Consider the following 25994-nt stretch of genomic DNA (forward strand, 5'->3'; position numbering starts at 1 on the left):
GCGCCTACAGACTGTCACGAAGGGCGATCTAGCATCTGCATCCATGACAGCCCGACCCCGACTTGCCGACATCGACAGCCTCCTCGCACCGGCCGCCCCGGCACCGGCCGACATCGACTTCGACCTCGACGCGCACCACAGCACGGAGGTGCTGCTGGCGACGCACCAGGTGCTGGTGGCACGCTGCGTGATCGACTTCGCGGGGCGCGGTGAACCGGTGGAATCCGAGCTCGTGATTCCGCGTCGCGACTGCCAGGGCGACCGCCCGCGCGGCATCGCGCTGTGGCGCGCGGCTCAGGAACTGCTGGCGCAGTTGCTGCTGCGTCGGCCCGGCGTGCACCCGACGATCCGCATCGCGATCGGCAGCGAACTCGTTCCGCTCGCCGCCGCCTGAAGACGCAGGCCGTCCCGGCCTGCCGCAGCCTCCGGTATCGTACGGAGGCTCGCATCCTCCTTCCTCTCTCCCTCCATGCAAAGACGACAACTGCTGCGCGGCATGGCCGCGTCGGCCACGCTCCAGGCCCTGCTGGGCGGTGACGCTGCCGCAGCGGGCCTGAAGGCGATCGGCCAGGCCGAGGCCTTCGACTACGCGCTGCTCAAGGGCCGCGCTCGTGCGCTGGCTGCCAAGGCCTACCAGGCGCCGCGGTCGGTGCTGCCGAAGGCGATCGACTCGCTCGACTGGGACCGCCACCAGGCCATCCGCTTCCGACCCGACCACGCCTTGTGGGGCGAAGACGAGCTGCGCTTCCGGGTGCAGTTCTTCCATCTGGGGCTGTTCTTCAAGTCGCCGGTGCGCATTCACGAGCTGGTGGACGGCCGGGCCCGCGAACTGGCCTACGACGCCGAGATGTTCGACTACGGCAAGAGCGGGGTTCAGGGCAGTCAATTGCCGAGCGACCTGGGCTTCGCCGGCTTCCGGCTGAACTTCCACACCGATCTCGAGCGCGACATCTCGGCCTTCCTGGGCGCGAGCTACTTCCGCGCGGTCGGCGGGGAATGGCAGTACGGTCTGTCGGCGCGCGGCTTGGCCGTCGATACCGGCCTGCCGCGACCGGAGGAGTTTCCGAACTTCGTCGCCTTCTGGCTGGAGAAGCCGGCGCGCCAGTCGAGCAGCATCACGGTGTATGCGCTGCTCGATTCGCCCAGCATTGCCGGGGCCTACCGTTTCGTCATCACGCCGGGCGACACGCAGGTGATGGACATCGATGCGGCGCTCTACCCGCGCAAACCCATCGAGCGCCTGGGCATCGCGCCGCTGACCAGCATGTTCCAGTACGGCGAGAACGACCGCCGCGTCGCCAACGACTGGCGGCCCGAGGTGCACGACAGCGACGGCCTGCAGATGTGGACCGGCAGCGGCGAGTGGATCTGGCGCCCCCTCACCAATCCCGCCACGCTGCGCTTCAACGCCTACCAGGACGAGAATCCGCGCGGCTTCGGCCTGCTGCAGCGTGACCGCAACTTCGACCACTACCAGGACGACGGCGTGTTCTACGACAAGCGGCCCTGCGTGTGGGTGGAACCGAAGTCGGGCTGGGGCGCCGGCTCGCTGCAGCTGGTGGAGATCCCGACCGCCGACGAGACCTTCGACAACATCGTCGCGTTGTGGAATCCGGCGCGCCCACCGCAGGCCGGCGAGGAACTGCTGTTCGCCTACCGCCTCTACTGGGGCGCGCAGCCGCCGGCCCGGCCGCCGCTCGCGCGCTGCGTGGCCACGCGCACCGGCCTGGGCGGTGTGATCGGTCAGCCGCGCAAGTATTTCTCGTGGCGGTTCGCGGTCGATTTCTCCGGCGGCGACCTGTCGCTGATCGGGCCGAAGGCCAAGGTCGAGGCCGTCGTCAGCGCCTCGCGTGGCCGCGTGGAGATCACGTCGGCGCGGCCCTTGGCCTCGGTCTCGGGCTACAGGGCGATGTTCGACGTGGTGCCGCCGGCCGGCACCGAGCCGATCGACCTGCGCGTCTACCTGCGCTGCGACGGCCAGTCGCTCAGCGAGACCTGGCTCTACCAGTGGAGCCCGCCGCCCGCGGCCGAACGCAAGCTGGTCTGAGCGCGCGTCGAGATGCAACGATCGGTGTCCGGCCGGTCGCTACACTGCGCGCCTTCCCGATGATCCGCGGCCCGTTGCCGGGCCCCTCCCGAGTCCGTGGACAAGATCCTGCTGCAAATCGCCGCCGAGCTGAAGGTTCGGCCGGCCCAAGTCAACGCTGCCGTCGAACTGCTCGACGGCGGGGCCACGGTGCCCTTCATCGCGCGCTACCGCAAGGAGGCGACCGACAACCTCGATGACACCCAGCTGCGCGACCTGGAAGCGCGCCTGGGGTACCTGCGCGAGCTCGAGGAGCGCCGCGCCGCCGTGCTGAAGAGCATCGACGAGCAGGGCAAGCTCACGCCCGAACTGCGCGCCGCGATCGACGCCGCGCCGACCAAGCAGGAGCTGGAAGACCTCTACCTGCCCTTCAAGCCGCGGCGTCGCACCAAGGGCATGATCGCCCGCGAGGCCGGCATCGAGCCGCTGGCCGACCGCCTGTTCGCCGACCCCACGCTCGACCCGCTGGTCGAGGCCGCCGCCTTCGTGGCCGGCTATGCGGGCGGCGCCGAGGCGCTGGCGACCGCCGGCTTCGCCGATGTCCACGCGGTGCTCGACGGCGTGCGCGACCTGCTGTCCGAACGCTGGGCCGAGGACGCCGCACTGGTGCAGTCGCTGCGAGGCTGGCTGTGGGACGAGGGGCTGCTGCGCTCCAAGCTGATGGATGGCAAGAACGAGCAGGACGCGGAGATCGCGAAGTTCCGCGACTACTTCGACTACGACGAGCCCATCCGCACCGTGCCCTCGCACCGTGCGCTCGCGGTGTTCCGAGGTCGCACGCTGGAGATCCTGGACGCGAAGCTGGTGCTCGACGAGGAGGCGCTGCCGGGCAAGCCGACGCTCGCCGAAGGGCGCATCGCGGTGCATCTGGGCTGGAGCCACGCCAAGCGCCCGGCCGACGAGCTGATCCGCAAGTGCGTGGCCTGGACCTGGAAGGTCAAGCTCAGCCTGAGCCTGGAGCGCGACCTGTTCGCGCGGCTGCGCGAGGATGCCGAGAAGGTGGCGATCAAGGTCTTCGCCGAGAACCTGCGCGACCTGCTGCTGGCCGCGCCGGCCGGCAAGCGCGTGGTGATGGGCCTGGACCCCGGCATCCGCACCGGCGTGAAGGTGGCGGTCGTCAGCGACACCGGCAAGGTGCTCGACACGGCCACGGTGTACCCGCACGAGCCCCGCAAGGACTGGGACGGCGCGATCCACACGCTGGGCCGGCTGGCCGCGACCCACGGCGTCAACCTGATCGCCATCGGCAACGGCACCGCGAGCCGCGAGACCGACAAGCTGGCGGCCGACCTGATCAAGCGCATCCAGCAACTGGCCCCTGGCACGCACATCGAGAAGGTGGTCGTCAGCGAGGCGGGCGCTTCGGTCTACTCGGCCTCGGAGTTCGCCAGCAAGGAACTGCCGGAGCTCGACGTGAGCCTGCGCGGAGCGGTCTCGATCGCACGGCGGCTGCAGGACCCGCTGGCCGAGCTGGTGAAGATCGACCCCAAGAGCATCGGCGTCGGCCAGTACCAGCACGACGTGAACCAGAGCGAACTCGCGCGCACGCTCGACACGGTAGTGGAGGACTGCGTCAACTCGGTCGGCGTCGATCTGAACACCGCGTCGGCGCCGCTGCTGTCGCGCGTATCCGGGCTGTCGGGCGCGGTCGCGGCCGGCATCGTGCGTTGGCGCGATACGCACGGCGCCTTCCGCAACCGCCGCCAGCTGCGCGAGGTCGCGGGCCTGGGTGAGAAGACCTTCGAGCAGGCGGCCGGCTTCCTGCGCATCCGCGACGGCGACAACCCGCTCGACCTGTCGGGCGTGCACCCCGAGACCTACCCGGTGGTCGAGAAGATCATCGCCGCCGTCGGCCGACCCGTCGGTGATCTGATCGGCAACAGCGACGTGATCCGCAAGCTGCGGCCCGAGGCTTACGCCGACGAGCGCTTCGGCGCGATCACCGTGAAGGACATCCTCGCCGAGCTGGAGAAGCCTGGCCGCGACCCACGCCCGGACTTCAAGGTGGCGCGCTTCAACGAGGGCGTCGACGACATCAAGGACCTGCAGGCCGGCATGACGCTGGAAGGCACGGTCAGCAACGTGGCGCAGTTCGGCGCCTTCGTGGACCTGGGCGTCCACCAGGACGGGCTGGTACACGTGAGCCAGCTGGCGAACAAGTTCGTCAACGACGCGCGCGAGATCGTGAAGACCGGCGACATCGTCAAGGTCAAGGTGCTCGAGGTCGATCTGGCGCGCGGCCGCATCTCGCTGACGATGAAACTCGACACCAGCGTGGCGCGCGGACGCGACGGACGCGGCGAGGGCAGCGAGAACGGCTACCGGCCGGCCGGACGCGATGAGCGTGCCCGCAGCGGTGCGCCGCGCGGCAGCTCACCCCAGTCCGCCGCCGGCGGCGCGATGGCCGCCGCGTTCGCGAAGCTGCAGTCGCGGCGCTGAGTTGCCCGTCGCGCTTCAGGTGCGCGTCGCGCTGCGCCGGACCACCGGGTAGCGCACGCTGTCGGCCGGCATCGTCGACACGCGACGGACCGGCAGCGCGCCGAGCACGCGCGGCGCCGCCGACGGGCTGGACGCCTGCATCACGATGCGCATCGCTGCCAGGTCGCTGTGCGACAGGCCGCCGGTCGCCACGGTCTGCGGAATCACTGCCACGCCGGTGGCCATCGCGAGGCCGACAGTCGCCAGGGCACGGCGCTGCCAGGTGGCGGCGCCGCTGCCGCGGAGCGCCACGTCATTGCGAACGCCGGCCGGCGCCGGAGCGCTGATCGTCGGGCGCACCACGCCGGCGTAGCGCCAGGCGGCCTGCAGCACCGCCGGCGCGCGCGATTCCTCGGGAATCAGCAGCCAGCCACGGCGACGCCAGGCCAGGCCGAACTCGCTGCGGCTGGTGAGCACCGCCAGCGGCACGGCCAGCACCAGGGGCAAGGCCAGCGGCAGCACGCGCCAGGCCTCACCGGGCTGGCCGGCCAGCCACCAGGCCAGTGCCGCGGCGACGATCGCACCGATGACGCCGAAGCGCCCGATCGCCTCGCGCCAGCCGACCGCGGTGGCTTCCCGCGAGGGCGATTTCCAGTTCAGCTTCAGCCCCGTCAGCGCACCCAGCACGAAGATCGAGTGGGCCACCATGCGCACCGGCGCCTGCACTGCCGACATCAGCGCTTCGAGCAGCGCGCTGGTCACGAGGGTCTGGCGGCCACCGTAGCCGGCCTCCTGACGGCGCCGGATCACCAGCAGCACCGCCAGCACGCGAGGCACGAGCAGCAGGGCGAGCGTGGCGCTCCACAGCATCATCTGCGCCAGCGGGAGGCCGGCCCCCTCGGTCGCGGCCTGCAGGCCGTCGCCGGCGAACCAGGGGAGCACGCCCAGCAGCACGAACGCCAGCCAGATCGGCGAGGCCACGTAGGACATGGCGCCGGTGACGAACATCGCCCGGTGCACGCCGGCAAAGCCGGGTTCGGCCACCAGCCGGGCGTTCTGCAGGTTGCCCTGGCACCAACGACGGTCGCGCGTCAGTTCGTCGATCAGGTGCGGCGGCGCCTGCTCGTAGCTGCCGTCGAGTTCGGGCAGCAGCCACACCTCGTACCCGGCCCGGCGCATCAGCGCCGCCTCGACGAAGTCGTGCGACAGGATCTCGCCGCTGAGGCCGCCCTTGCCGGGCAGTTTCGCCAGCGCGCAGTGTTTCATGAAGGGTTCGACGCGCAGGATCGCGTTGTGGCCCCAGTAGTGCGATTCTCCCAGTTGCCAGAAGCGCAGGCCGGCGCTGAACAGCGGGCCGGTCACCCGGCCGGAGAACTGCTGCAGGCGGGCGTGCAGCGAATCGTGGCCGCAGGAGCGGGGCGCGGTCTGGATGATGCCGGCCTTGGGCTGGGCCTCCATCAGGCGCACCATCGTCAGCAGTGCGTCGCCGCTCATCACGCTGTCGGCGTCGAGCACCACCATGTAGCGGTAGTCGCGGCCCCAGCGGCGACAGAAGTCGGCCACGTTGCCGGCCTTGCGCTTGGTGCGCCGCTGGCGCCAGCGGTAGTAGATGCGGCTGCTGTCATATCCGTCGGCGGCCAGCGCCTCGCGCAGGCCGCGCCAGGCGGCCAGTTCGGCGTCGCGCAGCGTCAGGTCGCCGGTATCCGACAGCATGTAGACGTCGAAGCGGTCGAACGAGCCGGCGCGCGACAGCGATTCGATGGTGGCGCGCAGGCCGGCCACGACGGTGGCGATGTCCTCGTTGCAGATCGGCATCACCACGGCGGTGCGGGCGTCCTCGGCGATCGGCCGGCCGGCCACGTCTTCGGGGCTCAGCGCATGGTGGTCGCCGCGGCGCAGGCTCACGTAGCCCATCACCGCGGTCACGCAGCCGGCCGCCACCCAGGCGAACAGCAGCGCGAACAGCCCCGTCTGCAGCACGGCCCAGGGGCCGCTGTGACCGGGCCCGGCGGCACCGTCCAGCACCGCGGTGGCCAGGCCGGCGCTGCCGATGACCAGCGCCAGCAGCAGGCGGCGGCGCGCCGTCGCCGCGGCGAGCCAGGCCGGCGCCGGCTGTGTCTCGCGATCGCCCCGGGCACTGAACAGTCGGCCCAGCCCGGCCGGCACGCCCGTCCAGGGCTCCGGGGTCATGCTGCCTCGGCGGACCGGGGGCGCTGTTTCGGTGCGCGCCGGCGTGGGGCGCAAGGGAGCGGGGGTGACGGTGGCGTTCATTCCGGGGGCAGGGCGTAGGTCCATGTTTCGGTGAGCACGTTGGCACCGTCCTTCAAGAGAGCGCGCAGCTCGACAGGCTGCTTGGCATCGAGGCGCTGGACCTTCAGGTTCAGTCGCCATCCCTTGGTGGCCGGGTTGCGGTAGACGTTCGCTAGCAAGACGCGTGCGTTGTCACTCGATGTGACAAACGGCTGAGGCGCGACGGTGGCCGACGGCGTGTCGAGCGGACCGCCGGCATAGTCGATGTGGAACTGCAACTCGCCGGGCTGCGGGGCTTCCAGTCCCCGACCGCGGCGGGACTGCAGTACCCGGCCCAGGCGCAGAGGCCCCTGTGGGGCTGCGCCCTGCCAGAGCAGGGTGTAGCGCAGGGACAGCGGCTCGCCGGCGGCCGGCAGGCGCGCCGGTACCCAGTACGCCACCACGTTGTCGTTGGTCTCGTCGGGCGAGTGGAACTGCATCAGCTCGACGCGTCCGGCGCCCCAGTCGCCCTCGGGGCGCACCCACACGCTGGGCCGCTGTTCGTAGCGGGCCTCGGTGTCTTCGTAACTGGAGAATGCGCGGTCGCGCTGCATCAGGCCGAAGCCGCGCAGGCCCTGCATCGCAAAGCTGGTCGTGAAGGGACGCTCCGGGTTCAGCAGCGGGCGCCAGAGCCACTCGCCGTTTTCGGTCTCGATCGACAGGCCGTCGGCGTCGTGCACCTCGGGCCGGAAATCGCCCACGGCCTGCAGCGGCTGCGGATGGTTCTCGCCGCCGAAGTACATGCTGGTGAGCGGGGCGATCCCGAGCGTGCTGACCGCGCCGCGCAGGAACAGGCGGGCCTGCACCGCCACCTCGGTCACGCGGCCCGGTCGCAGCTCGAAGCGGTAGGCGCCGGTGACGCGTGGGCCGTTGAGCAGCGCGTACAGCGTGAGCGTCTGCGCGCCGCGCGCCGGCCGCTCGATCCAGAACGCCTCGAAGACCGGGAATTCCTCCCCGGCACCGCCGGCGGTATCGACGGCGATGCCGCGCGCTGAGCTGCCGTAGTGCTGGCCGGCACCCACGGCGCGCAGGTAGCTGGCGCCCAGGAAGACGACGAACTCGTCTTTGTAGCCCGGTCGGTTCAGGGCGTGGTGGACGCGAAAACCGGCCAGTTCGGCCTGCGCCTGGCCGGCCATGGCGGCTGCGGCCGGGCCATAGTCGAAGGCGCCGGCAGGCACGTTCAGCGGCACTTCGCGGCCCTCTACCAGTTCGTTCACGCGCACGGGGCGGGTGTGGATGCCGCCGACATGGAAGAACTGCAACTCGAAGGGCAGGCCGGCATCACGCCACCATGCCGCGCGCGGCTGGAAACGGATGGCGCGGTAGTCGTCGTAGCTCAGTGCCGCGAGGCGAGGGTTCGCGGAGGGCGGCGGTTCGCGGTAGGGCGCGGCAGCGAGCGCCCGGGCGCGCTCGGTCAGCCCGTTCAGGTCGAAGGCCGCCTGGGCCTTCGCACCCATCAGGGCCCCCGCTGCGGCACAGCCCCAGATCAGCGATCGCGCTGAGCGTGAACGGGCACGACCCATCAGGGGCTGAGAGAGGGCGGTGGCGTTCACGGGATCGTGGAGGGGATCGACGAATTGGTGCAATGCAGCACGATTGTTGCGCGGACTGGCACGGTTTGCAGCCCCCGGAACAATGAGGGTGTGAACGCATGTTCGTGGCACGCGCCGGTGCCGGCCATCGGCGGCCACCGACTGCGTCTGTAGGCCGCCGCCTACGCACGGCGGCGACGCCGCCAGCAGCCCGTTAGCATCGGCCGATGACCACCCCCGCGTTGCGCATCTACGCCGGCCGCAGCGCCCGCGCCCACCTGGCCGAACACGGCCTGCGGCCGCAGGACGTGCGGGTGGTGGCCGGTGCCGCCGGCGGTCCGAAGGGGCTGGTGCTGGGGCCGATGGACCGCTACCTGTTCGGGCAGTGGCTGGCCGGCAGCACGCACACGGTCCACCTCGCCGGGGCGTCGATCGGTGCGTGGCGCATGGCGACGGCCGCGCTGGCCGATCCGCGGGCCGGCTTCGCGCGACTGACCGAGGACTACATCGCGCAGACCTACGAACTCGACCCCGGCCGCACGCTGCCGAACGCGGCCCAGGTCAGCCGCGGCTTCGAGCAGGAGCTGCGCGCCTTCTTCGACGGACAGGTCGAGGCGCTGCTGGCCCATCCGCGCTACCGCCTGCACATCGTCACCTCGCGAGGCCGCCACGTGCTCGGCCGCGAGGGCCGCGTGCGCACGCCGCTCGGCTATGCCGGCGCGCTGCTGAGCAACGCGCTCAGCCGCCGCACGCTCGGCGCCTGGCTGGAGCGCGTGGTGTTCTCCTCGCCGGGCGAGGCGCTGCCGGTCGACCTGAGCGACCTGCGCCACCGGCAGGTGCGACTGACGGCGGAGAACTTCCGCCCGGCCCTGCTGGCGTCGTGCTCGATCCCGTTCGCGCTGAAGGCGGTGCACGATATCCCCGGCGCACCGCCCGGAGCCTACTGGGATGGCGGCATCACCGACTACCACCTGCACTGGAACTACCCCTCGATCAACCGCGGCGCCGCACCCGGCCTGGTGCTGTACCCGCATTTCCAGAAGGCGGTGGTGCCCGGCTGGCTCGACAAGTCCCTGAAGCACCGCCACCACGCCACGCCTTTCCTCGACAACGTGATGGTGCTGGCGCCCGACCCGGCCTGGGTGCGCACGCTGCCGCACGGCAAGCTGCCCGACCGCAGCGATTTCAAGCGTTATGCCACCGACCTGGCCGGCCGCATGGCGGTGTGGCGCCGTGCGGTGGCCGAGAGCGAGCGGCTGGCCGACGACCTGGCTGTTGCGGTGGCGGCCGGGCCGCGGTTGACGGTCGAGCCGCTCTGAGCCCTGCCGCGCGTCGCGCGACAATCGCGGCATGGCTCTCGACGATCCGCTGTCCCCGCTGCCCGAGATCGCGCTCGGCACCTACGTCCACTACAAGGGCGCACGCTACGAGGTGCTCGGCGTCGTGCGGCACAGCGAGACTCTCGAGCCGCTGGTGCTCTACCGCCCGCTGTACGGCGACCACGGCCTGTGGGTGCGGCCGTTCACGATGTTCACAGAATCGCTGATGGTGGACGGCCTGCTGCGCCCGCGCTTTGCGTTCGAGCACGGCGGCACCGCGATCGACTGAGCGGCGCCCGGGACCGCTCCCGCCGGTCGTCTTTACCTGGCAGCAATCAACGCCCCGTCGCGCACGGCGTTGAGAAGGGATGGGCCCGGCATCCGGGCCGCTGCGGAGACCCTTCATGTCCAACTTCCTTTCCCTGTGGCGCCGGGCCCGGTTCGGCGCGCTGCTGATCCCGGCCCTGCTGGGCGGCTGTTATGTGGTGCCGGTCGTGCCGGTGCAGCGGCCCATCTACGGGCCGGGCTACGACCGGCCCTACCAGAGGCCCTACTACCGCGGCTATTACCGCGTCGGCGAGGCGGCGGCGCCGGTGGTGGCGTCGGCCGCCGCGACCGGCGCGCTCGAGCCTCACATCGAGGCGGCCAGCATGTCCCGGTAATCGTCGGCGCTCGCAAGACGCGGGTTGGTCTTGTGGCAGTGGTCGAGCAGGGCGCCGCTGACGATGCGCTCCTGCCATGCTGCATCTACCCCCATCGCAGCCAGGCCGCCGGGCAGGCCGAGCCGGGCGTTCATGTCGACGAGCGCCGCCGGCAGGTCGGCGGCCGAAGCCAGGCCCATCGCCTGGGCCATGCGTTCCAGGCGTCGCTCGCCGCGCACGCTGTCGGCGTCGGCGTTGAAGCGCACGACGGTCGGCAGGAACATCGCATTGAGGGTGCCGTGGTGCAGCCGCGGGTCGATGCCGCCGAGGCTGTGCGACAGCGAGTGCACGCAGCCCAGCCCCTTCTGGAAGGCCATCGCGCCCTGCATCGACGCGCTCATCATCTGGCGCCGCGCCTCACGGTCGCCGCCGTTGCGGGTGGCGCGCTCGATGTGGGCCCAGGCTCGCGCCAGGCCGTCGAGCGCGATGCCGTCGGCTGGAGGATTGAAGGCCGCCGACATGAAGGTCTCCATGCAGTGCGCCACCGCGTCCATGCCCGTGGCGGCGGTGAGGCCGGACGGCAGGCCGAGCGTCAACTCCGGGTCGCAGATCGCTGCCTTGGGCACCAGGTGCCAGGAATGGAAGCCGAGCTTGCGGTGGTCGTCGACGATCACGATCGCGCCGCGCGCCACCTCGCTGCCGGTGCCGGCGGTGGTCGGCACGGCGATCAGTGGGGCTGCCGCCGCGGTGATCTTCGGCGAGCCGCCTTCGATGGTGGCGTAGGTCTTCAGCTCGCCGGGGTGGGTGGCCAGGATCGCCAGCCCCTTGGCCAGGTCGATGCTCGAGCCGCCGCCCACGGCCACCAGCCCGTCGGCGCGGTGCGCGTCCCAGGCCTCGCGGGCCGCGCGCACGGCCGCCTCGGTGGGATTGGACGGGGTGCCGTCGAACACCGCGACGGGCAGGTCCTTCATCGCGTCGAGCGCCTTCTGCAGCACGCCGGCGGCACGCACCCCGGCGTCGGTGATCACGAGCGGACGGCAGATGCCGACACGTGCGCACTCGGCAGCAAGCTCGCGCACCGCGCCGAAATCGAACTGGACCTGGGTGATGTAGAAGATGCTGGCCATGCTGGAGTGCCTCGGGGCGCGCGGTTCGAGCCGGAAACGGCGGCTGCCAGTATGCTCGCGGCCGATGCCGTCCGCCGCCTTCCAGCCGCCCCAGCACGGACTGACCCCGACGATGCGCGACGTGCTCGACCGCATGCGCCGCGCCGGCCGGCCACCGCTGCACACGATGAGCGTCGACGCCGCGCGCGAGGCCTACCGGCTCGGTGCCGAGATCCTGGATCTGCCGCGGGTGGCGCTGGCGCGCGTCGAGGACCTGCTCGTCCCGGCGCGCGACGGCCACCTTCTGCCGGCGCGCCTGTATGCACCGAGCAGCGCGCGCCTGCCGGTGCTGCTCTACCTGCACGGCGGCGGTTTCACGATCGGTAGCCTGGACACCCATGACAGCCTGTGCCGGCAGCTCGCGCTGCAGGGTGGCGCGGCGGTGCTGTCGCTGGACTACCGGCTTGCGCCGGAGCACCGCTTTCCGGCCGCGGTCGACGATGCCTGGGACGCGCTGCAGTGGGTGGCGCGCGAGGGCGGGGCGAGGCTGGGGCTCGACGACACGCGCCTCGCGGTCGGCGGTGACAGTGCCGGCGGCACGCTGTCCGCGGTGTGCGCACTGATGGCGCGCGATGCCGCTCTGCCGCTGGCGCTGCAGCTGCTGTTCTACCCGGGCACCGCCGCCCGGCAGGACAGCGACTCGCACCGCCGCTTTGCCGAGGGCGTGCTGCTGGCGCGGCCGCTGATCGACTGGTTCTTCGGCCACTACATCGCGACCGAGCACCGCGAGGACTGGCGCTTCGCCCCGCTGCTCGCACCCGACCACGGCGGTGTCGCGCCGGCCTGGATCGGCCTGGCCGAATGCGATCCGCTGGTCGACGAGGGCGTGGCCTACGGCGACGTGCTGCGCGCCGCGGGCGTGCCGGTGCAGCTGGAGCTGTGGCGCGGCGTGGTCCACGATTTCATCAAGATGGGCCGCGCGGTGCCGGAGGCGCGCCAGGCGCACGCCGCGGCGGCCCGGGCACTGAGGGAGGCCTTCTCGCCATGACGCTCCAACGCAGCGATTTCCGCCATCTGCACGCCCTGCGGGTGCGCTGGGCCGAGGTGGACATGCAGCAGATCGTGTTCAACGGCCACTATCTGATGTACTTCGACACCGCGCTGGCCGACTACTGGCGTGCGCTGGCCCTGCCTTACGCCGAGTCGATGCAGCACTTCGGCGGCGACCTGTATGTGCGCAAGGCGACGCTGGACTACCAGGGCTCGGCGCGCTACGACGACGTGCTCGACATCGGCATCCGCTGCACCCGCATCCGCACCTCATCGCTGCTGTTCCACGGCGCGGTGATGCGCGGCAACGACCTGCTGGTCAGCGGCGAGCTGGTCTACGTGTTCGCCGACCCGGCCACGCAGACCAGCCGGCCGGTGCCGCCGGCGCTGCGCGAGGTGTTGGAAGGCTTCGAGGCCGGCCAGTCCATGCTCGAGGTCCGCACCGGGGACTGGTCCACGCTGGGCGAGGCGGCGCGTTCGATCCGCACCGAGGTCTTCATCGACGAGCAGCGCATCCCGGCCGCGATGGAGTGGGACGCCTCCGATGCCACCGCGCTGCATGCGGTGGCCTGCAACCGCCTGGGCTTCCCGCTGGCAACCGGCCGTCTGGCGCAGGAGGCGCCGGGCCTGGCCCGCATCGGGCGCATGGCGGTGCGCCGGCCGCTGCGCGGCGGCCGGGCCGGGCGTGCGGTGCTGGACGCGCTGATCGCGCTGGCCGCCCGGCGCGGCGACGGCGAGATCGTGCTGAGCGCCCAGCTCTCGGCCGTGCCGTTCTACGCACGCGCCGGCTTCACGCAGAGCGGGCCGGGCTTCGAGGAAGCGGGCATCCCGCACGTGGAGATGCGCCGCAGCCTGTAGCGCGCCGGCATCGGCCGCGCTTGGTGCGACCGGCGCTGCGAGGCATCATGCCGGGATCATGACGAGGCAGCCCCGATGAGCACCGCAAGCGACGCACTGTTCAAGAAACTGGCCAACGACCTGGGCGTGGAGTTCTCCGAGGAGATTCGCGCCGTGCCGCACTACGAGGTGTCGGTCGAGCACGACGGCATCCTCTACGTCAGCGGCCAGATCCCGCGCATCCGCGGTGCGGTAGCGGTGGCAGGGCGCGTCGGCGCCGAGATCTCGCGCGAGGAGGCCCGCCATGCGGCCCGCATCTGCGTGGTGAAGGCGCTGGCCGTCGTGCGCCAGGCCGCCGGCGGCGACCTGAGCCGCGTGAAGCGCATCCTGCGCATGACGGTCTACGTGCAGAGCGCGCCGAACTTCACCGAGCACAGCGAGGTGGCCGACGCCGCCTCGGACATTCTCTACACGCTGTTCCAGCCGGGCGGCGGCCACACCCGCACCACGGTCGGCGTGGCCCAGCTGCCCAAGAACGCGGCGGTCGAGATCGACATGATCGTCGCGCTGGGCGACCGCGAGGCGGGCAGCAGCACGTTCTGAGCGGCCGGGGCGGACCGCGCGGCGGTTCAGGCGGTCGCGCTCAGCGCTTCGATGGCTTCGCCCAGCTCGAGCCAGCGCGTCTCGAAGGTCTCGATCTGCTCGCTGAGCAGCTTGAGGCGCTTGCCGCGCTCGGCGCGTTCGGCCGCCGTCAGCGACGGGTCGGACAGGCTGGCCGCCAGGGCGTCGCGCTCCGGCACCGCCGTGGCCAGCCGGGCTTCGAGCTTGCCGAACTCGGCCTTCAGCGGACGGGCCTGCTCGGCTGCCCGCTGGCGCGCCTGGGCCTGGGCCTTGCGGTCCTCGCGGCGGTCGACAGGCTCGTCCGGGGCTTTCGACGGCTTCGCGGTCGCCTCGACCACGGTCGGCGCTGCGGTCGCGCCCCGCGCCGCCTGGGCGTAGGCGCGGGCCTGCTCGCGCGACTGCTCCAGCAGCCAGCGCTGGTAGTCGTCGAGGTCGCCGTCGAACTCGCGCACGCCGCCGGCGGTGACGAGCCAGAACTCGTCGCAGACCTCGCGCAGCAGCGCGCGGTCGTGGCTGACCAGCATCACGGTGCCCTCGAACTCGTTGAGCGCCAGGGACAGCGCCTCGCGGGTGGCGAGGTCGAGGTGGTTGGTCGGCTCGTCGAGCAGCAGGAGGTTGGGGCGCTGCCAGACGATCATCGCCAGCACCAGGCGCGCCTTCTCGCCGCCGCTCAGCGAGCCGACCGGTTGGTGGACCATGTCGCCGGTGAAGCGGAACTGGCCCAGGAAATTGCGCAGCTCCTGCTCGCGCGCGCCCGGCGAGACCTGCTTGGCCAGCCGGATCATGTGTTCCATCGGCCCGCTCTCGGGCGTCAGCACGTCCATCTCCTGCTGTGCGAAGTAGCCGATCGCCAGGCCCTTGCCCTCGGTCACGCTGCCGCCCAGCGCCGGCAGGGCGCGCGCCAGCGTCTTGACCAGCGTCGACTTGCCCTGGCCGTTGGCACCGAGGATGCCGATGCGCTGGCCCGGCATGACCGAGCGGTCGATGTCGCGCACGATGGTGATCGGCTCGCCGCCTTCGACCGCGTAGCCACAGCGCATTTCGCGCATGGCCAGCATGGGGTTGGGCAGGTTGTCGGGCTCCCGGAACTCGAAGGCGAAGTCGGCCGCGGTCAGCACCGGCGCGATCTTCTCCATGCGCTCCAGCGCCTTCACGCGGCTCTGTGCCTGCTTGGCCTTGCTGGCCTTGGCCTTGAAGCGGTCGATGAAGCGCTGCAGCTGCGCCACCTTCTCCTGCTGGCGCCCGAATGCGGCCTGCTGCTGGCTCATGCGCTCGGCGCGCATGCCCTCGAAGGCGCTGTAGTTGCCGCCGTAGCGCGTGAGCTGGGTCTCCTCGAGGTGCACCGTCACGCGGGTGATGGCGTCGAGGAACTCGCGGTCGTGGCTGATGACCAGCATGGTGCCCTCGTAGCGCTGCAGCCAAGCCTCCAGCCACACCAGCGCGTCGAGGTCCAGGTGGTTGGTGGGCTCGTCGAGCAGAAGCAGGTCGCTCGGGCACATCAGCGCGCGGGCCAGCTGCAGCCGCATGCGCCAGCCGCCGGAGAAGCTGTTGACCGGCGCGTCCAGCTGGGCGCTCTTGAAGCCCAGGCCCAGCATCAGCGCCTGGGCCCGCGGCGAGGCGTCGAAGGCGCCGACCTCGGCGAGCAGGCCGTGCGCCTCGCCGATCGCGTTGCCGTCGTCGGCCGCTTCGGCGGCGGCCAGCGCGGCCTGTGCCTCCATCAACCGGGTGTCGCCTTCCAGCACGAAGGCGGTGGCCGGCTGGTCGGTCTCGGGCATGTTCTGCGCCACCTCGGCCATGCGCCAGCGCGGCGGGATCGAGAAATCGCCGGCATCGGCCTGCAGCCGGTGTGTCAGCAGCGCGAACAGCGAGGACTTGCCGGCGCCGTTGCGGCCGACCAGGCCGACCTTCTCGCCGGGGTTCAGCGTGAGGTTGGCGCCTTGCAGCACGATCTTGGGGCCGCGGCGCAGGGTGAGATTCTTGAGAACGATCATGAGGACAGCAGGGAAGCCCGGGTCAGCAGCAGCACCTGGTCGTCGCCGGCGCTGGTTTCGAGCCACACGGCCTCGATGGTGGGAAAGGCGCGCTCGAAGTTCGCGCGCTCGTTGCCGATCTCCAGCACGAGCACGGCATCTTCGGTCATCTGCGCCGGCGCGTCTTGCAGCAGCTTGCGCACGAAGTCCATGCCGTCCTCGCCGCCGGCCAGCGCCAGCTCGGGTTCGGCCCGGTACTCCGGCGGCAGGTCCGCCATCGATGCGGCATTCACGTAAGGCGGGTTGCAGAGGATCAGGTCGTAGGGGCCGTGCACGCGCGCCAGGCCGTCGGAGCGCAGCAGCGTGACGCGATCGCCCAGGCCGTGAGCGTCGACGTTGATCTTCGCCACGGCGAGCGCGTCCTCGGACAGGTCGCTGCCGTCGACGCTCACCTCGGGCCAGGCCATCGCGGCCAGCACCGCGAGGCTGCCGTTGCCGGTGCACAGGTCGAGCACGCGTCGCGTGTGGGCGCCGAGCCAGGCGTCGATCGTGCCGTCGGCCAGCAGCTCGGCGATGAAGCTGCGCGGCACGATGGTCCGCTCGTCGACGTAGAAGGCCACGCCCTGCAGCCAGGCCTGCTTGGTCAGGTAGGCCGCCGGCAGGCGTTGGCGGATGCGACGGTCGATCAGCGCGTCGACCACCAATCGCTCGCTCGCGGACACCGGTCGCGCGGCGTGCTCGTCCAGCCCGTCGAGCGGCAGGTCCAGCGCCCACTGCACCAGCCAGGCGGCCTCGTCGAAGGCATGGGTCGTGCCGTGCCCGAACGACACCCCGGCCTCCTGCAGGCGCGCGGCCTGCGCCTCGACCAGCTCGATCAGCGTCATGCGACCAGACGCTCGAGCGTGCTGCGGTAGATCTCCTTCAGCGGCTCGATCTCGGCCACCGCGACGTGCTCGTCGATCTGGTGGATGCTGGCATTGACCGGCCCGCATTCGACCACCTGCGGGCAGACGGTGGCGATGAAGCGGCCGTCGGAGGTGCCGCCGGTGGTGGACAGCTCGGTCGTGCGGCCGGTCACCTGCAAGATCGCGCTGCCCAGCGCCTCGGTCAGGCTGCCGGGGCGCGTGAGGAAGGGCCGACCGCCCAGCGTCCAGTCGATCGTGTACTGCAGGCCGTGGCGGTCCAGCACCGCGGCGAGGCGCTGCTGCAGGGTCTCCGGCGTCGATTCGGTCGAGAAACGGAAGTTGAAGTCGACCACCGCCTCACCCGGGATGACATTGCTCGCGCCGGTGCCCGCGTGCAGGTTCGAGACCTGCCAGCTGGTCGGCGGGAAATGTTCGTTGCCGCCGTCCCAGACCACTTGCACCAGCTCGGCCAGCGCCGGCGCCACCGCGTGGATCGGGTTCTTCGCCAGGTGCGGGTAGGCGATGTGACCCTGCACGCCTTGCACGACCAGCCGGCCCGACAGCGAGCCGCGGCGGCCGTTCTTGATCATGTCGCCCACCGCGTTCACCGAGGTCGGTTCGCCGACGATGCAGCCGTCGAGCCGCTCGCCGCGCGCCTGCAGCCAGCGCACCACCTGCGTGGTGCCATCGAGCGCAGGGCCTTCCTCATCGCTGGTCAGCAGCAGCGCGATCGAACCAGCGTGTCGGGGATACGCCGCGACGAATTCCTCGATCGCGACCACCATGCAGGCGATCGAGGTTTTCATGTCGGCCGCGCCGCGCCCGTAGAGACGGCCATCGCGGTGGCTGGGCACGAACGGGTCGCTGGTCCAGCGCTCCAGCGGGCCGGTGGGCACCACGTCGGTGTGGCCGGCGAACACGAGCGTGAAGCCGTCGGCGGAACGGCCGCGGCGCACGGCCCACAGATTGGTGACGCGGAAGTCGTCCGGGCCGCTCTCGAGCGTGTGGCAGTCGAAGCCCTGCGCCTGGAGCCGCTGCACGACCAGCGCCTGGCATCCGGCGTCCTCGGGCGTGACGGAAGCGCGCGCGATCAGTTGCTCGGCGAGCGCAAGCGCCGTCGGGGGCAGGGCACTCATCCGCGCGATCGACTCACAGCGCGCCGAAGTTCGTGCGGCGATCGTCCTGCCGCACGTCGAGCGTGATGTCGGTGAAGGACGGGCCCTCGTCCTTCTCTTCCTTCTTCGGCACCAGCTTCGACTGCGTGGGACTGTCGTTCTGCAGCCGCCACATCAGGTTGGTGGGCGAATCGGCATAGCTCAGACCCTCGTCGCGGGTGATCACGCCGTCGTTGATCAGGCGGGCGAGCTCCTGCTCGAAGGTCTGCGAGCCCTCGGCCAGCGACTGCTCCATCGCCTCCTTGACGCCCGGGAAATCGCCCTGCGCCATCAGGTCGGCCACCAGCTTGGTGTTGAGCAGCACCTCGACGGCCGGCACCCGCCCGCCCTGGGTCGAGCGCACCAGGCGCTGCGACACCACGGCCTTGAGTGCGGAGGACAGGTCGCCCAGCAGGGCCGGGCGCGCCTCGGGCGTGTAGAAGCTCAGGATGCGGCCCAGCGCGTGGTAGCTGTTGTTGGCGTGCAGCGTCGAGACCACCAGGTGCCCCGACAGCGCATAGGAAATCGCCGCGGTCATGGTCTCGCGGTCGCGGATCTCGCCGATCAGGATGCAGTCGGGCGCCTGGCGCAGCGCGTTCTTCAGACCGATCTGCAGCGACTGCGTGTCGCGACCCACCTCGCGCTGGTTGACGATCGCCTTCTTGTTGGTGAACAGGAACTCGATCGGGTCCTCGATGGTGAGGATGTGGCCGGCGAGGTTGCGGTTGCGGTGCTCCAGCATCGCGGCGAGCGTCGTGCTCTTGCCGGTGCCGGTGGCGCCGGCCAGCAGGATCAGGCCGCGCTTCTCGAGGATCAGCGTGTTCAGGATCTCCGGCAGCTTCAGCGAATCGAGCGTCGGGATCTCCACCGGGATGCAGCGGAACACCGCGGCGATGGAGCCGCGCTGCCGGAAGGCGCTGAGCCGGAAGCTGCCGACGCCCTGCAGGCCGACGCCCATGTTCAGCTCGCCCAGCTCCTCCAGCTCCTCGAGCTGCTTGGGTGTCAGCAGCTCGGCCAGCAGCTGCCGCGGCTGCTCCGGCGTGAGCGACTGGTCGGACAGCTGCAGCAGCTGGCCGTTGATCTTGATCTGGATCGGCGCGTTGGCCGTGAGGTAGACATCCGAGGCCCGCTTCTCGGCCATCAGCCGCAGCACCCGCTCCATGTTTCCGCTCATCGCACCGACCCTTCCCGTTGAGTGTTCCGGTCGCCGTTCCGGCGCCGTTCGATCAGGCGCCGCGCAGCAACTCGTTGATGCTGGTCTTGGCGCGCGTCTGCGCATCGACCTTCTTGACGATCACCGCACAGTACAACGAGTACTTGCCGTCCGCGCTGGGCAAATTACCGGAAACCACGACCGAACCCGCCGGCACGCGGCCGTAGCTCACCTCGCCGGTGGCGCGGTCGTAGATCTTGGTGCTCTGGCCGATGTAGACGCCCATGCTGATCACCGAGTTCTCCTCGACGATCACGCCTTCCACCACCTCGGAGCGGGCGCCGATGAAGCAGTTGTCCTCGATGATGGTCGGGTTGGCCTGCAGCGGCTCCAGCACGCCGCCGATGCCCACGCCGCCCGACAGGTGCACGTTCTTGCCGATCTGCGCGCAGGAGCCCACCGTCGCCCACGTGTCGACCATGGTGTTCTCGTCGACGTAGGCGCCGATGTTCACGTAGCTGGGCATCAGCACCGCGCCCTTGGCGATGTAGCTGCCGCGCCGGGCCACTGCCGGCGGCACCACGCGCACGCCGGTGGCCCGCATCGCGGCCTCGTCGAGGTGGGCGAACTTGGTGTCGACCTTGTCGAAGAAGCCCAGGTCGCCGGCCCGCATGATCTTGTTGTCGGTCAGTCGGAAGCTCAGCAGCACCGCCTTCTTGACCCACTGGTTCACCTGCCACTGGCCGACGCCCTGGCGCTCGGCCACGCGCAGGCGGCCCTTGTTCAGGTCGGAGATGACCTGCTCGACCGCCTCGCGCACTTCGGGCGCGTTGGCCGCGGTGATGGTGGCGCGGGATTCCCACGCGGCGTCGATGGTCGATTGCAGTTGGGTATGGGACATGGAGACTCAGCTGGACTGGATGAAGGAAACGATGCGTTCGGCCGCTTCGACGCATTCGTCGATGCCGGCCACGAGCGCCATGCGGATGCGCCCCTGGCCAGGGTTCGTGCCCTGCGCCTCGCGGGCGAGGTAGCTGCCGGGCAGCACCGCCACATTGTATTGAGCGAGCAGCTCGCGGGCGAAGCGGATGTCGCTGCCGCCGCAGACGGCCGCCGGCAACCTGGCCCACAGGTAGAAGCCGGCATCGGGCAGCGCGACGTCCAGCACGCTGGCGAGCCTCGGCGTCACTTGCTCGAATTTCTGGCGGTAGAGCGCCCGGTTGGCCGCCACGTGGGCCTCGTCGCCCCAGGCCGCGAGGCTGGCGCGCTGCACCGCCGGGCCCATGGCGGCACCGTGGTAGGTGCGGTACAGCAGGAAGGCCTTCAGGATTGCCGCGTCGCCGGCCACGAAGCCCGAGCGCAGCCCCGGCACGTTGGAACGCTTGGACAGGCTGGTGAAGGCGATCAGGCGCCGGAAGTCGCTGCGCCCCAGCGCCAGCGCGGCCTGCAGGCTGCCGAGCGGTGGCTCGTCACGAAAGTAGATTTCCGAGTAGCACTCGTCGGAGGCGATCACGAAGCCATGCCGGTCCGACAGCTCGAACAGCCGCTGCCATTCGTCGAGCGGCATCACCGCGCCGGTCGGGTTGCCCGGCGAACAGACGTAGAGCAGTTGGGTGCGGGCCCAGGTGGCGTCGTCGATGGCCGACCAGTCCACCGCGAAATTGCGCGCCGGGTCGCTGTTGGCGAACACCGTCTGCGCACCGGCGAGCAGCGCCGCGCCTTCGTAGATCTGATAGAACGGGTTGGGGCAGACGACGGTGGCGCCGGGGCGCGTGGGGTCGATGACGGTCTGCGCCAGTGCGAACAGGGCCTCGCGCGAGCCGTTGACCGGCAGCAGCTGCGTCGACGCGTCGAGCGTGACGCCGTAGCGCCGGTGCACCCAGGCGGCGCACGCCTCGCGCAGCGCCGGCTCGCCGGCCGTGGCCGGGTAGCTGGCCAGGCCGTCCAACGCTGCAGTGAGCGCCTCGCGGATGAAGGGAGGCGTCGGATGCTTGGGCTCGCCGATACCGAGGCTGATGGGCCGCAGCGCCGGATTCGGCAGCACGTCGCGGGTCAGTTCGCGCAGCCGCTCGAACGGGTAGGGCTGCAAGCGGGAAAGCAGGGGGTTCATGCGGGCGGATTATCCTGCGGGCTGCATCGTGAACGGCCCGCCCGACACCGCGATTCTTTCGTGTGCAAAATGCTTGCGGACGAACCAACGCCACCGCATGAGCCAGACACGCCGACTTCCCGCATCGCTTCCGGCCGACGCTTCGGACCTGGCGCTCGACGGCCAGTTGTGCTTTGCGCTGTACGCCGCGTCGCTGGCAATGACCAAGGTCTACCGGCCGCTTCTCGCGCGCATCGGCCTGACCTATCCGCAGTACGTGGTGCTGCTGGCGCTTTGGGAGTGCGACGGGCTCAATATCGGTGAGCTCGGCGAGCGCGTCTCGCTCGATTCAGGCACGCTGACGCCGCTGCTCAAGCGCATGCAGGCGCTCGGCCTGATCGAGCGCACCCGCAGCGCCGCCGACGAGCGCCAGGTGCTGATCACGCTGACGCGGGCCGGGCGTGATCTCAGCACCGCCGCGTTGGCCATCCAGGAGCAGGTGGCCTGCGCGACGGCCTGTTCCAACCGGGAGCGCCAAGGCTTGACGCAGGCGCTGCAGCAGTTGAGGGCGGCGCTGCTCTCGAACGCCGACACCTGAAGGCCCGGCCGCGGGCCTCGCTCAGGTCGGCAGCCCGCGCTCCGTGGCGTGCTGCGGCAGCACGACGAGCGGTTCGGGCTTCCAGCCCTTCTTGCGGTGCTCCGCGACCACGTTGGTGTAGATGCCGCCGCGCACGTACCACCTGGCAGTGATGCGGGCGAAGCGCGGCGCGGTGGTCTCGACGATCTTGCCGAGGATGTCGTTGGTGACCTTCTCGTGGAAGGCGCCCTCGTCGCGGAAGCTCCACATGTACATCTTCAGGCTCTTGAGTTCGACGCACAGCCCGTCGGCAATCATGTCGATCGTGAAGTGCGCGAAGTCGGGTTGCCCGGTCAGCGGGCACAGGCAGGTGAACTCTGGGATCTGGAACTGGATGACGTAGTCGCGCTCCGGCGCCGGGTTCGGGAACACATGCAGTTCCTTGCTCGGCGCGGTGGGCGGATTGGGGGGCATCGGGCGCTGCCGGGGCGGCGTGCGCGGGCTGGATTTCTTGGCGGTCTTGGCCATGGTTCGACGCCGCTGCACATCCCGCGCAGTCGACGTTTGCTTGCAGTTCAGGGGAGGGCCCGATGCTATCATCCCGAGCACTCTCAAGCCGGCTCGCGAGCCGGTTTCTCATTACAAATCAACGAGTTAGCGGCGCAGTGCGGGGCCACGCAACAGCCCGGCGCAGCGCCCTGCGAACCGCCCGCGATGCGCCTCAACTCGATCAAGCTCTCCGGTTTCAAGTCCTTCGCCGAGCCGACGAACTTCCAGCTGCCCGGCCAGCTCGTCGGCGTGGTCGGGCCGAACGGCTGCGGCAAGTCCAACATCATGGACGCGGTGCGCTGGGTGCTCGGCGAGAGCAAGGCATCCGAGCTGCGCGGCGAGTCGATGCAGGACGTGATCTTCAACGGCTCGGGCAACCGCAAGCCGGCCAGCCGCTCCAGCGTGGAGCTGGTGTTCGACAACGCCGATGCGCGCGCCGGCGGTTCCTGGGCCCAGTTCGCCGAGATCGCCGTCAAGCGCGTGCTCACCCGCGACGGCACCTCCAGCTACTACATCAACAACCAGCCGGTGCGGCGCCGCGACGTACAGGACGTGTTCCTCGGCACGGGCCTCGGGCCGCGCGCCTACGCGATCATCGGCCAGGGCACGATCAGCCGCATCATCGAGTCCAAGCCCGAGGAGCTGCGGCTTTTCCTCGAAGAGGCCGCCGGCGTCTCCAAGTACAAGGAACGCCGCCGCGAGACCGAGAACCGTCTGAAGGACACGCGCGAGAACCTGCAGCGTGTCGACGACATCCTGCGCGAGCTCAACGCCAACCTCGACAAGCTGGAGAAGCAGGCCGAGGTCGCCGCCCAGTACCGCCGCCTGCAGGAGGCCGGCACGCTGAAGCTGCACCAGCTGTGGTTCCTGAAGCACCGCGACGCGGCGTCCGAGGAGGAGCGCGTGCACAAGGCCGTGCTCGAGGCCACCAATGCCATCGAGTCGCGGCTGGCCGAATTGCGCCACGTCGAGGCCGAGCTGGAGACGGTGCGCCAGTCGCACTACGCGGCGAGCGACGCGCTGCACACCGCCCAGGGTTCGCTGGCCGAGGCCGCGCTCGAGGTGAGCCGGCTCGAGGAACGCATCCGCTACGTGGTCGAGGGTCGCCAGCGCGTCGAGCAGCGGCTGGCCGAACTGACGGGCCAGAACGCGAACTGGGACGAGCGGCGCCAGCAGGCGGTGGCCGAGCTCGAAGAGATCGCCGCGCAGATCGCGCTGGCCGACGAACAGGCCGAGCTGCTGGCCGCGCAGGCCGAGGAGCAGTCGGGCGCCTTGCCGGGCGTGGAAGACACGGTGCGCGCCGCGCAGGGCCGCGCCAACGAGCAGCGCGGCAAGGCCGGCCAGGTGCAGCAGCAGATCCAGTTGCTGGCCGCCGAGTCGCGCAGCGTCGAGGAGCAGAGCCGCGCGCTCACGCAGCGTCGCGAGCGCCTGGCCGGCGAGCGCCAGACGCTGGCAGCGCCCGACGAGGCGCGCCTCGAAGGCCTGCGCGTTCAACTCGCCGGCGCTGAGGAAGGCCAGGCGGTGGCCGATGCGCGTGCCGAGGAACTGACCGCGTCGGTGCCCCAGCGCGATGAAGATCGCCGCGCCCGGCAGGAGCGCGTCAACACCGAAGCGGCCCGCCAGGCCGACCTGAGCGCCCGCCTCGATGCGCTGCGCGCGCTGCAGGAGAAGGTGCAGACCGAGGGCAAGCTCAAGCCCTGGCTCGCCAAGCACGGGCTCGACGGGCTGAGCGGGCTGTGGACGCGGCTGCACATCGAGGCCGGTTGGGAGACCGCGCTGGAAGCGGCGCTGCGGGAGCGCATCAATGCGCTCGAGGTCGGCCGCATGGAGACGGTGCGCGCCTTCGAGGGCGATGCTCCCCCGGCCAAGCTGGCCTTCTACACCCCGCCGAGCGGCGCGATCGCCAACACCCATGCCACGCTGCCTCGGCTGTCGGACCTGTTGCGTCTGGGCGGGCAGGTCGGTGATGCCGGGCTGGCAGCGCTGCTGAACGACTGGCTCGAAGGCGTGTACACCGCGGCTTCGCTCGACGAGGCGCTGGCCGACCGCGGCAAGCTGACCCACGGCGAGGTCATCATGACGCCGGCCGGCCACGCGGTCAGCCCGTTCGCGGTGAGCTTCTATGCACCCGACTCCGAGCAGGCCGGCATGCTGGCGCGCGCCCAGGAGATCGAGAACCTGGAGAAGCAGACACGCGCCCAGGCACTGATCGTCGACGAGTCGCGCGCCGCCCTGGTGCGGGCCGAGGCTGCCTACACCGATGCCTCGTCGCGGCTGGTCAGCGCACGTCGCGAGGCCGCCGAGGGCCAGACGCGCACCCACCAGCTGCAGGTCGAGGTGCTGCGGCTCGCCCAACTGAGCGAGCAGACCAGCGCACGGCGCGAGCAGATCGAATCCGAGCTGGCCGAGATCGACGCCGGCCTGGAAGAACTGCAGGAGCGCCGCGTCACCGGCGAGGCCCGCTTCGAGGAGCTCGACCTGCAGCTCGCCAACGAGCAGGAGCGCCATGCCGACCTGGAGGAGGCGGTGATCCAGGCCGAACGCCAGCTCAGCGGCGCGCGCGAGCAACTGCGCACGCTGGAGCGCGAGGCCCAGGAGGCGCAGTTCAGCTCCCGCGCACTGGCCGCGCGGCGCGGCGAGCTGCAGCGCTCGATCGAGACCGCCGCCCAGCAGGTGGCCACCAACGAGCAGAGCGCCGCCCAACTGCAGGAAGAGCTGGGGCGCCTGACCGACGCCGCCGCGCAGGCCGGCCTGCAGACCGCGCTGGCGCTGAAGCTCGAGCGTGAGCAGGCGCTGGGCGCGCAGCGCAGCGCCTACGACGAGCTGTCGGCCCGACTGCGCCAGGCCGAAGAACAGCGCCTGGGTTTCGAACGCAGCCTCGAGCCGCTGCGCGAGAAGATCGGCAAGCTGCAGCTCGAGCAGCAGGCCGCACAACTGGGCGGTGCGCAGTACCTGGAGCAGTTGACGGCCGCGCAGGTCGACCTGGAGGCGCTGGGCAAGAACATCGAGGACGACGGCGTCAAGCTCTACGGCCTGCAGGGCGAGATCGACCGCATCAACCGCGAAGTGGCGGCGCTTGGCGCGGTGAACCTGGCCGCGCTCGACGAACTGACCGCCTCGCGCGAACGCAAGACCTTCCTCGACGCGCAGTCGGCCGACCTGATCGACGCGATGACCACGCTGGAAGACGCCATCCACAAGATCGACCTCGAGACGCGCGACCTGCTCAAGGGCACCTTCGACACCGTCAACGAGCATTTCGGCCGCATGTTCCCGGAGCTGTTCGGCGGCGGCAACGCCAGGCTGGTGATGACCGGCGACGAGATCCTCGACGCCGGCGTGCAGGTGATGGCGCAGCCACCGGGCAAGAAGAACAGCACCATCCACCTGCTGTCAGGCGGCGAGAAGGCACTGACGGCGATCGCGCTGGTGTTCGCGATCTTCCAGCTCAACCCGGCGCCGTTCTGTCTGCTCGATGAAGTGGACGCGCCGCTCGACGACGCCAACACCGAGCGCTACGCCAAGCTGGTGCGCAGCATGGCCGAACACACGCAGTTCCTGTTCATCTCGCACAACAAGATCGCGATGGAAATGGCCGAGCAGCTGATCGGGGTGACCATGCAGGAGCAGGGCGTGTCGCGCATCGTCGCGGTCGACATGGACGCGGCGGTCTCGATGGCCGAGGCCGCATGAGAGAG

21 protein-coding genes are annotated in these 25994 nt (G+C 70.7%); 11 read left to right on the plus strand and 10 right to left on the minus strand.

From position 1 onward, the window contains the following. The first annotated feature begins 43 nt into the window (after positions 1–43). From MPE_RS09015 to MPE_RS09025, 3 genes are all read left to right on the plus strand, one after another. Positions 44–394 (plus strand): hypothetical protein, encoded by a 351-nt coding sequence (locus MPE_RS09015; RefSeq protein WP_011829386.1) that lies wholly within the window; start codon positions 44–46, stop codon positions 392–394. A gap of 75 nt (positions 395–469) precedes the next feature. Beyond that, a complete protein-coding gene (locus tag MPE_RS09020) occupies positions 470–2047 on the plus strand; it encodes an OpgD/OpgG family glucan biosynthesis protein (RefSeq protein ID WP_011829387.1) in 1578 nt (525 codons plus the stop codon). Between the two features lie 96 nt (positions 2048–2143). Continuing rightward, entirely contained in the window at positions 2144–4525 is a 2382-nt protein-coding gene (locus tag MPE_RS09025) for a Tex family protein (RefSeq protein ID WP_011829388.1), read from the plus strand. 15 nt (positions 4526–4540) lie between these two features. Here the strand turns inward: MPE_RS09025 and mdoH are convergent, their stop codons facing one another. Together mdoH and MPE_RS09035 are read right to left on the minus strand one after the other, a co-directional pair. Further along, entirely contained in the window at positions 4541–6694 is a 2154-nt protein-coding gene (mdoH, locus tag MPE_RS09030; RefSeq protein WP_011829389.1) for a glucans biosynthesis glucosyltransferase MdoH, read from the minus strand. Between the two features lie 77 nt (positions 6695–6771). After that, positions 6772–8250 carry a glucan biosynthesis protein G gene (locus MPE_RS09035; RefSeq protein WP_237706387.1) on the minus strand — a complete coding sequence of 493 codons (1479 nt, stop codon included), beginning with the start codon at positions 8248–8250 and terminating at the stop codon, positions 6772–6774. A 302-nt stretch (positions 8251–8552) separates the two neighbouring features. On the opposite strand from MPE_RS09035, the gene MPE_RS09040 reads away from it, so the two are divergent. The 3 genes from MPE_RS09040 to MPE_RS09050 all read left to right on the plus strand — a co-directional run bounded on the left by MPE_RS09040 (position 8553) and on the right by MPE_RS09050 (position 10306). Next, positions 8553–9644: a patatin-like phospholipase family protein gene (locus MPE_RS09040; RefSeq protein ID WP_011829391.1), complete on the plus strand. Its 1092-nt coding sequence runs from the start codon at positions 8553–8555 to the stop codon at positions 9642–9644. A 31-nt stretch (positions 9645–9675) separates the two neighbouring features. Next, positions 9676–9933, plus strand: a complete 258-nt coding sequence (locus MPE_RS09045; RefSeq protein WP_011829392.1) for a DUF1653 domain-containing protein — start codon at positions 9676–9678, stop codon at positions 9931–9933. Positions 9934–10048: 115 nt separating this feature from the next. Further along, positions 10049–10306 (plus strand): hypothetical protein, encoded by a 258-nt coding sequence (locus tag MPE_RS09050; protein WP_011829393.1) that lies wholly within the window; start codon positions 10049–10051, stop codon positions 10304–10306. Here the strand turns inward: MPE_RS09050 and gbd are convergent. Continuing rightward, on the minus strand, positions 10276–11412 hold the full coding sequence (gene gbd, locus MPE_RS09055; RefSeq protein WP_011829394.1) for a 4-hydroxybutyrate dehydrogenase: 1137 nt from the start codon (positions 11410–11412) through the stop codon (positions 10276–10278). The two genes, MPE_RS09050 and gbd, sit on opposite strands and share 31 nt — an antisense overlap. 64 nt (positions 11413–11476) lie before the next feature. Here gbd and MPE_RS09060 point away from each other — a divergent pair, with 64 nt between their 5' ends. The 3 genes from MPE_RS09060 (at position 11477) to MPE_RS09070 (ending at position 13881) form a co-directional block, all read left to right on the plus strand. Then, on the plus strand, positions 11477–12439 hold the full coding sequence (locus tag MPE_RS09060) for an alpha/beta hydrolase (RefSeq protein ID WP_011829395.1): 963 nt from the start codon (positions 11477–11479) through the stop codon (positions 12437–12439). Continuing rightward, positions 12436–13299: a YbgC/FadM family acyl-CoA thioesterase gene (locus MPE_RS09065; protein WP_011829396.1), complete on the plus strand. Its 864-nt coding sequence runs from the start codon at positions 12436–12438 to the stop codon at positions 13297–13299. The genes MPE_RS09060 and MPE_RS09065 overlap by 4 nt, the downstream gene beginning before the upstream one ends. A 75-nt stretch (positions 13300–13374) precedes the next feature. Continuing rightward, positions 13375–13881 (plus strand): RidA family protein, encoded by a 507-nt coding sequence (locus MPE_RS09070; protein WP_011829397.1) that lies wholly within the window; start codon positions 13375–13377, stop codon positions 13879–13881. Between the two features lie 26 nt (positions 13882–13907). Here the strand turns inward: MPE_RS09070 and MPE_RS09075 are convergent, their stop codons facing one another. The 6 genes from MPE_RS09075 to dapC are packed head-to-tail and all read right to left on the minus strand — an operon-like array spanning position 13908 to position 21191. Next, on the minus strand, positions 13908–15890 hold the full coding sequence (locus MPE_RS09075) for an ABC-F family ATP-binding cassette domain-containing protein (protein WP_011829398.1): 1983 nt from the start codon (positions 15888–15890) through the stop codon (positions 13908–13910). Next, positions 15887–16753, minus strand: a complete 867-nt coding sequence (prmB, locus tag MPE_RS09080; RefSeq protein WP_011829399.1) for a 50S ribosomal protein L3 N(5)-glutamine methyltransferase — start codon at positions 16751–16753, stop codon at positions 15887–15889. The genes MPE_RS09075 and prmB overlap by 4 nt, the downstream gene beginning before the upstream one ends. Continuing rightward, positions 16750–17901 (minus strand): succinyl-diaminopimelate desuccinylase, encoded by a 1152-nt coding sequence (gene dapE / locus MPE_RS09085; RefSeq protein WP_041930053.1) that lies wholly within the window; start codon positions 17899–17901, stop codon positions 16750–16752. The genes prmB and dapE overlap by 4 nt, the downstream gene beginning before the upstream one ends. A 22-nt stretch (positions 17902–17923) precedes the next feature. Beyond that, a complete protein-coding gene (locus tag MPE_RS09090; RefSeq protein WP_011829401.1) occupies positions 17924–19102 on the minus strand; it encodes a PilT/PilU family type 4a pilus ATPase in 1179 nt (392 codons plus the stop codon). Positions 19103–19154: 52 nt separating this feature from the next. Next, positions 19155–19982: a 2,3,4,5-tetrahydropyridine-2,6-dicarboxylate N-succinyltransferase gene (dapD, locus tag MPE_RS09095; RefSeq protein WP_011829402.1), complete on the minus strand. Its 828-nt coding sequence runs from the start codon at positions 19980–19982 to the stop codon at positions 19155–19157. A 6-nt stretch (positions 19983–19988) separates the two neighbouring features. Continuing rightward, positions 19989–21191, minus strand: a complete 1203-nt coding sequence (gene dapC / locus MPE_RS09100; RefSeq protein ID WP_011829403.1) for a succinyldiaminopimelate transaminase — start codon at positions 21189–21191, stop codon at positions 19989–19991. Positions 21192–21288: 97 nt separating this feature from the next. On the opposite strand from dapC, the gene MPE_RS09105 reads away from it, so the two are divergent. Beyond that, positions 21289–21768: a MarR family winged helix-turn-helix transcriptional regulator gene (locus MPE_RS09105; protein ID WP_011829404.1), complete on the plus strand. Its 480-nt coding sequence runs from the start codon at positions 21289–21291 to the stop codon at positions 21766–21768. 21 nt (positions 21769–21789) lie between these two features. On the opposite strand, the gene queF is transcribed toward MPE_RS09105, so the two are convergent. Continuing rightward, on the minus strand, positions 21790–22221 hold the full coding sequence (gene queF / locus MPE_RS09110; protein ID WP_036230262.1) for a preQ(1) synthase: 432 nt from the start codon (positions 22219–22221) through the stop codon (positions 21790–21792). A 240-nt stretch (positions 22222–22461) separates the two neighbouring features. On the opposite strand from queF, the gene smc reads away from it, so the two are divergent. Further along, positions 22462–25989, plus strand: coding sequence for a chromosome segregation protein SMC (smc, locus tag MPE_RS09115; protein WP_011829406.1), 3528 nt, complete (start codon positions 22462–22464; stop codon positions 25987–25989). Positions 25990–25994 lie beyond the last annotated feature (5 nt).

Origin of the sequence: Methylibium petroleiphilum PM1 (assembly GCF_000015725.1) — a bacterium.
Classification (GTDB): domain Bacteria; phylum Pseudomonadota; class Gammaproteobacteria; order Burkholderiales; family Burkholderiaceae_C; genus Methylibium; species Methylibium petroleiphilum.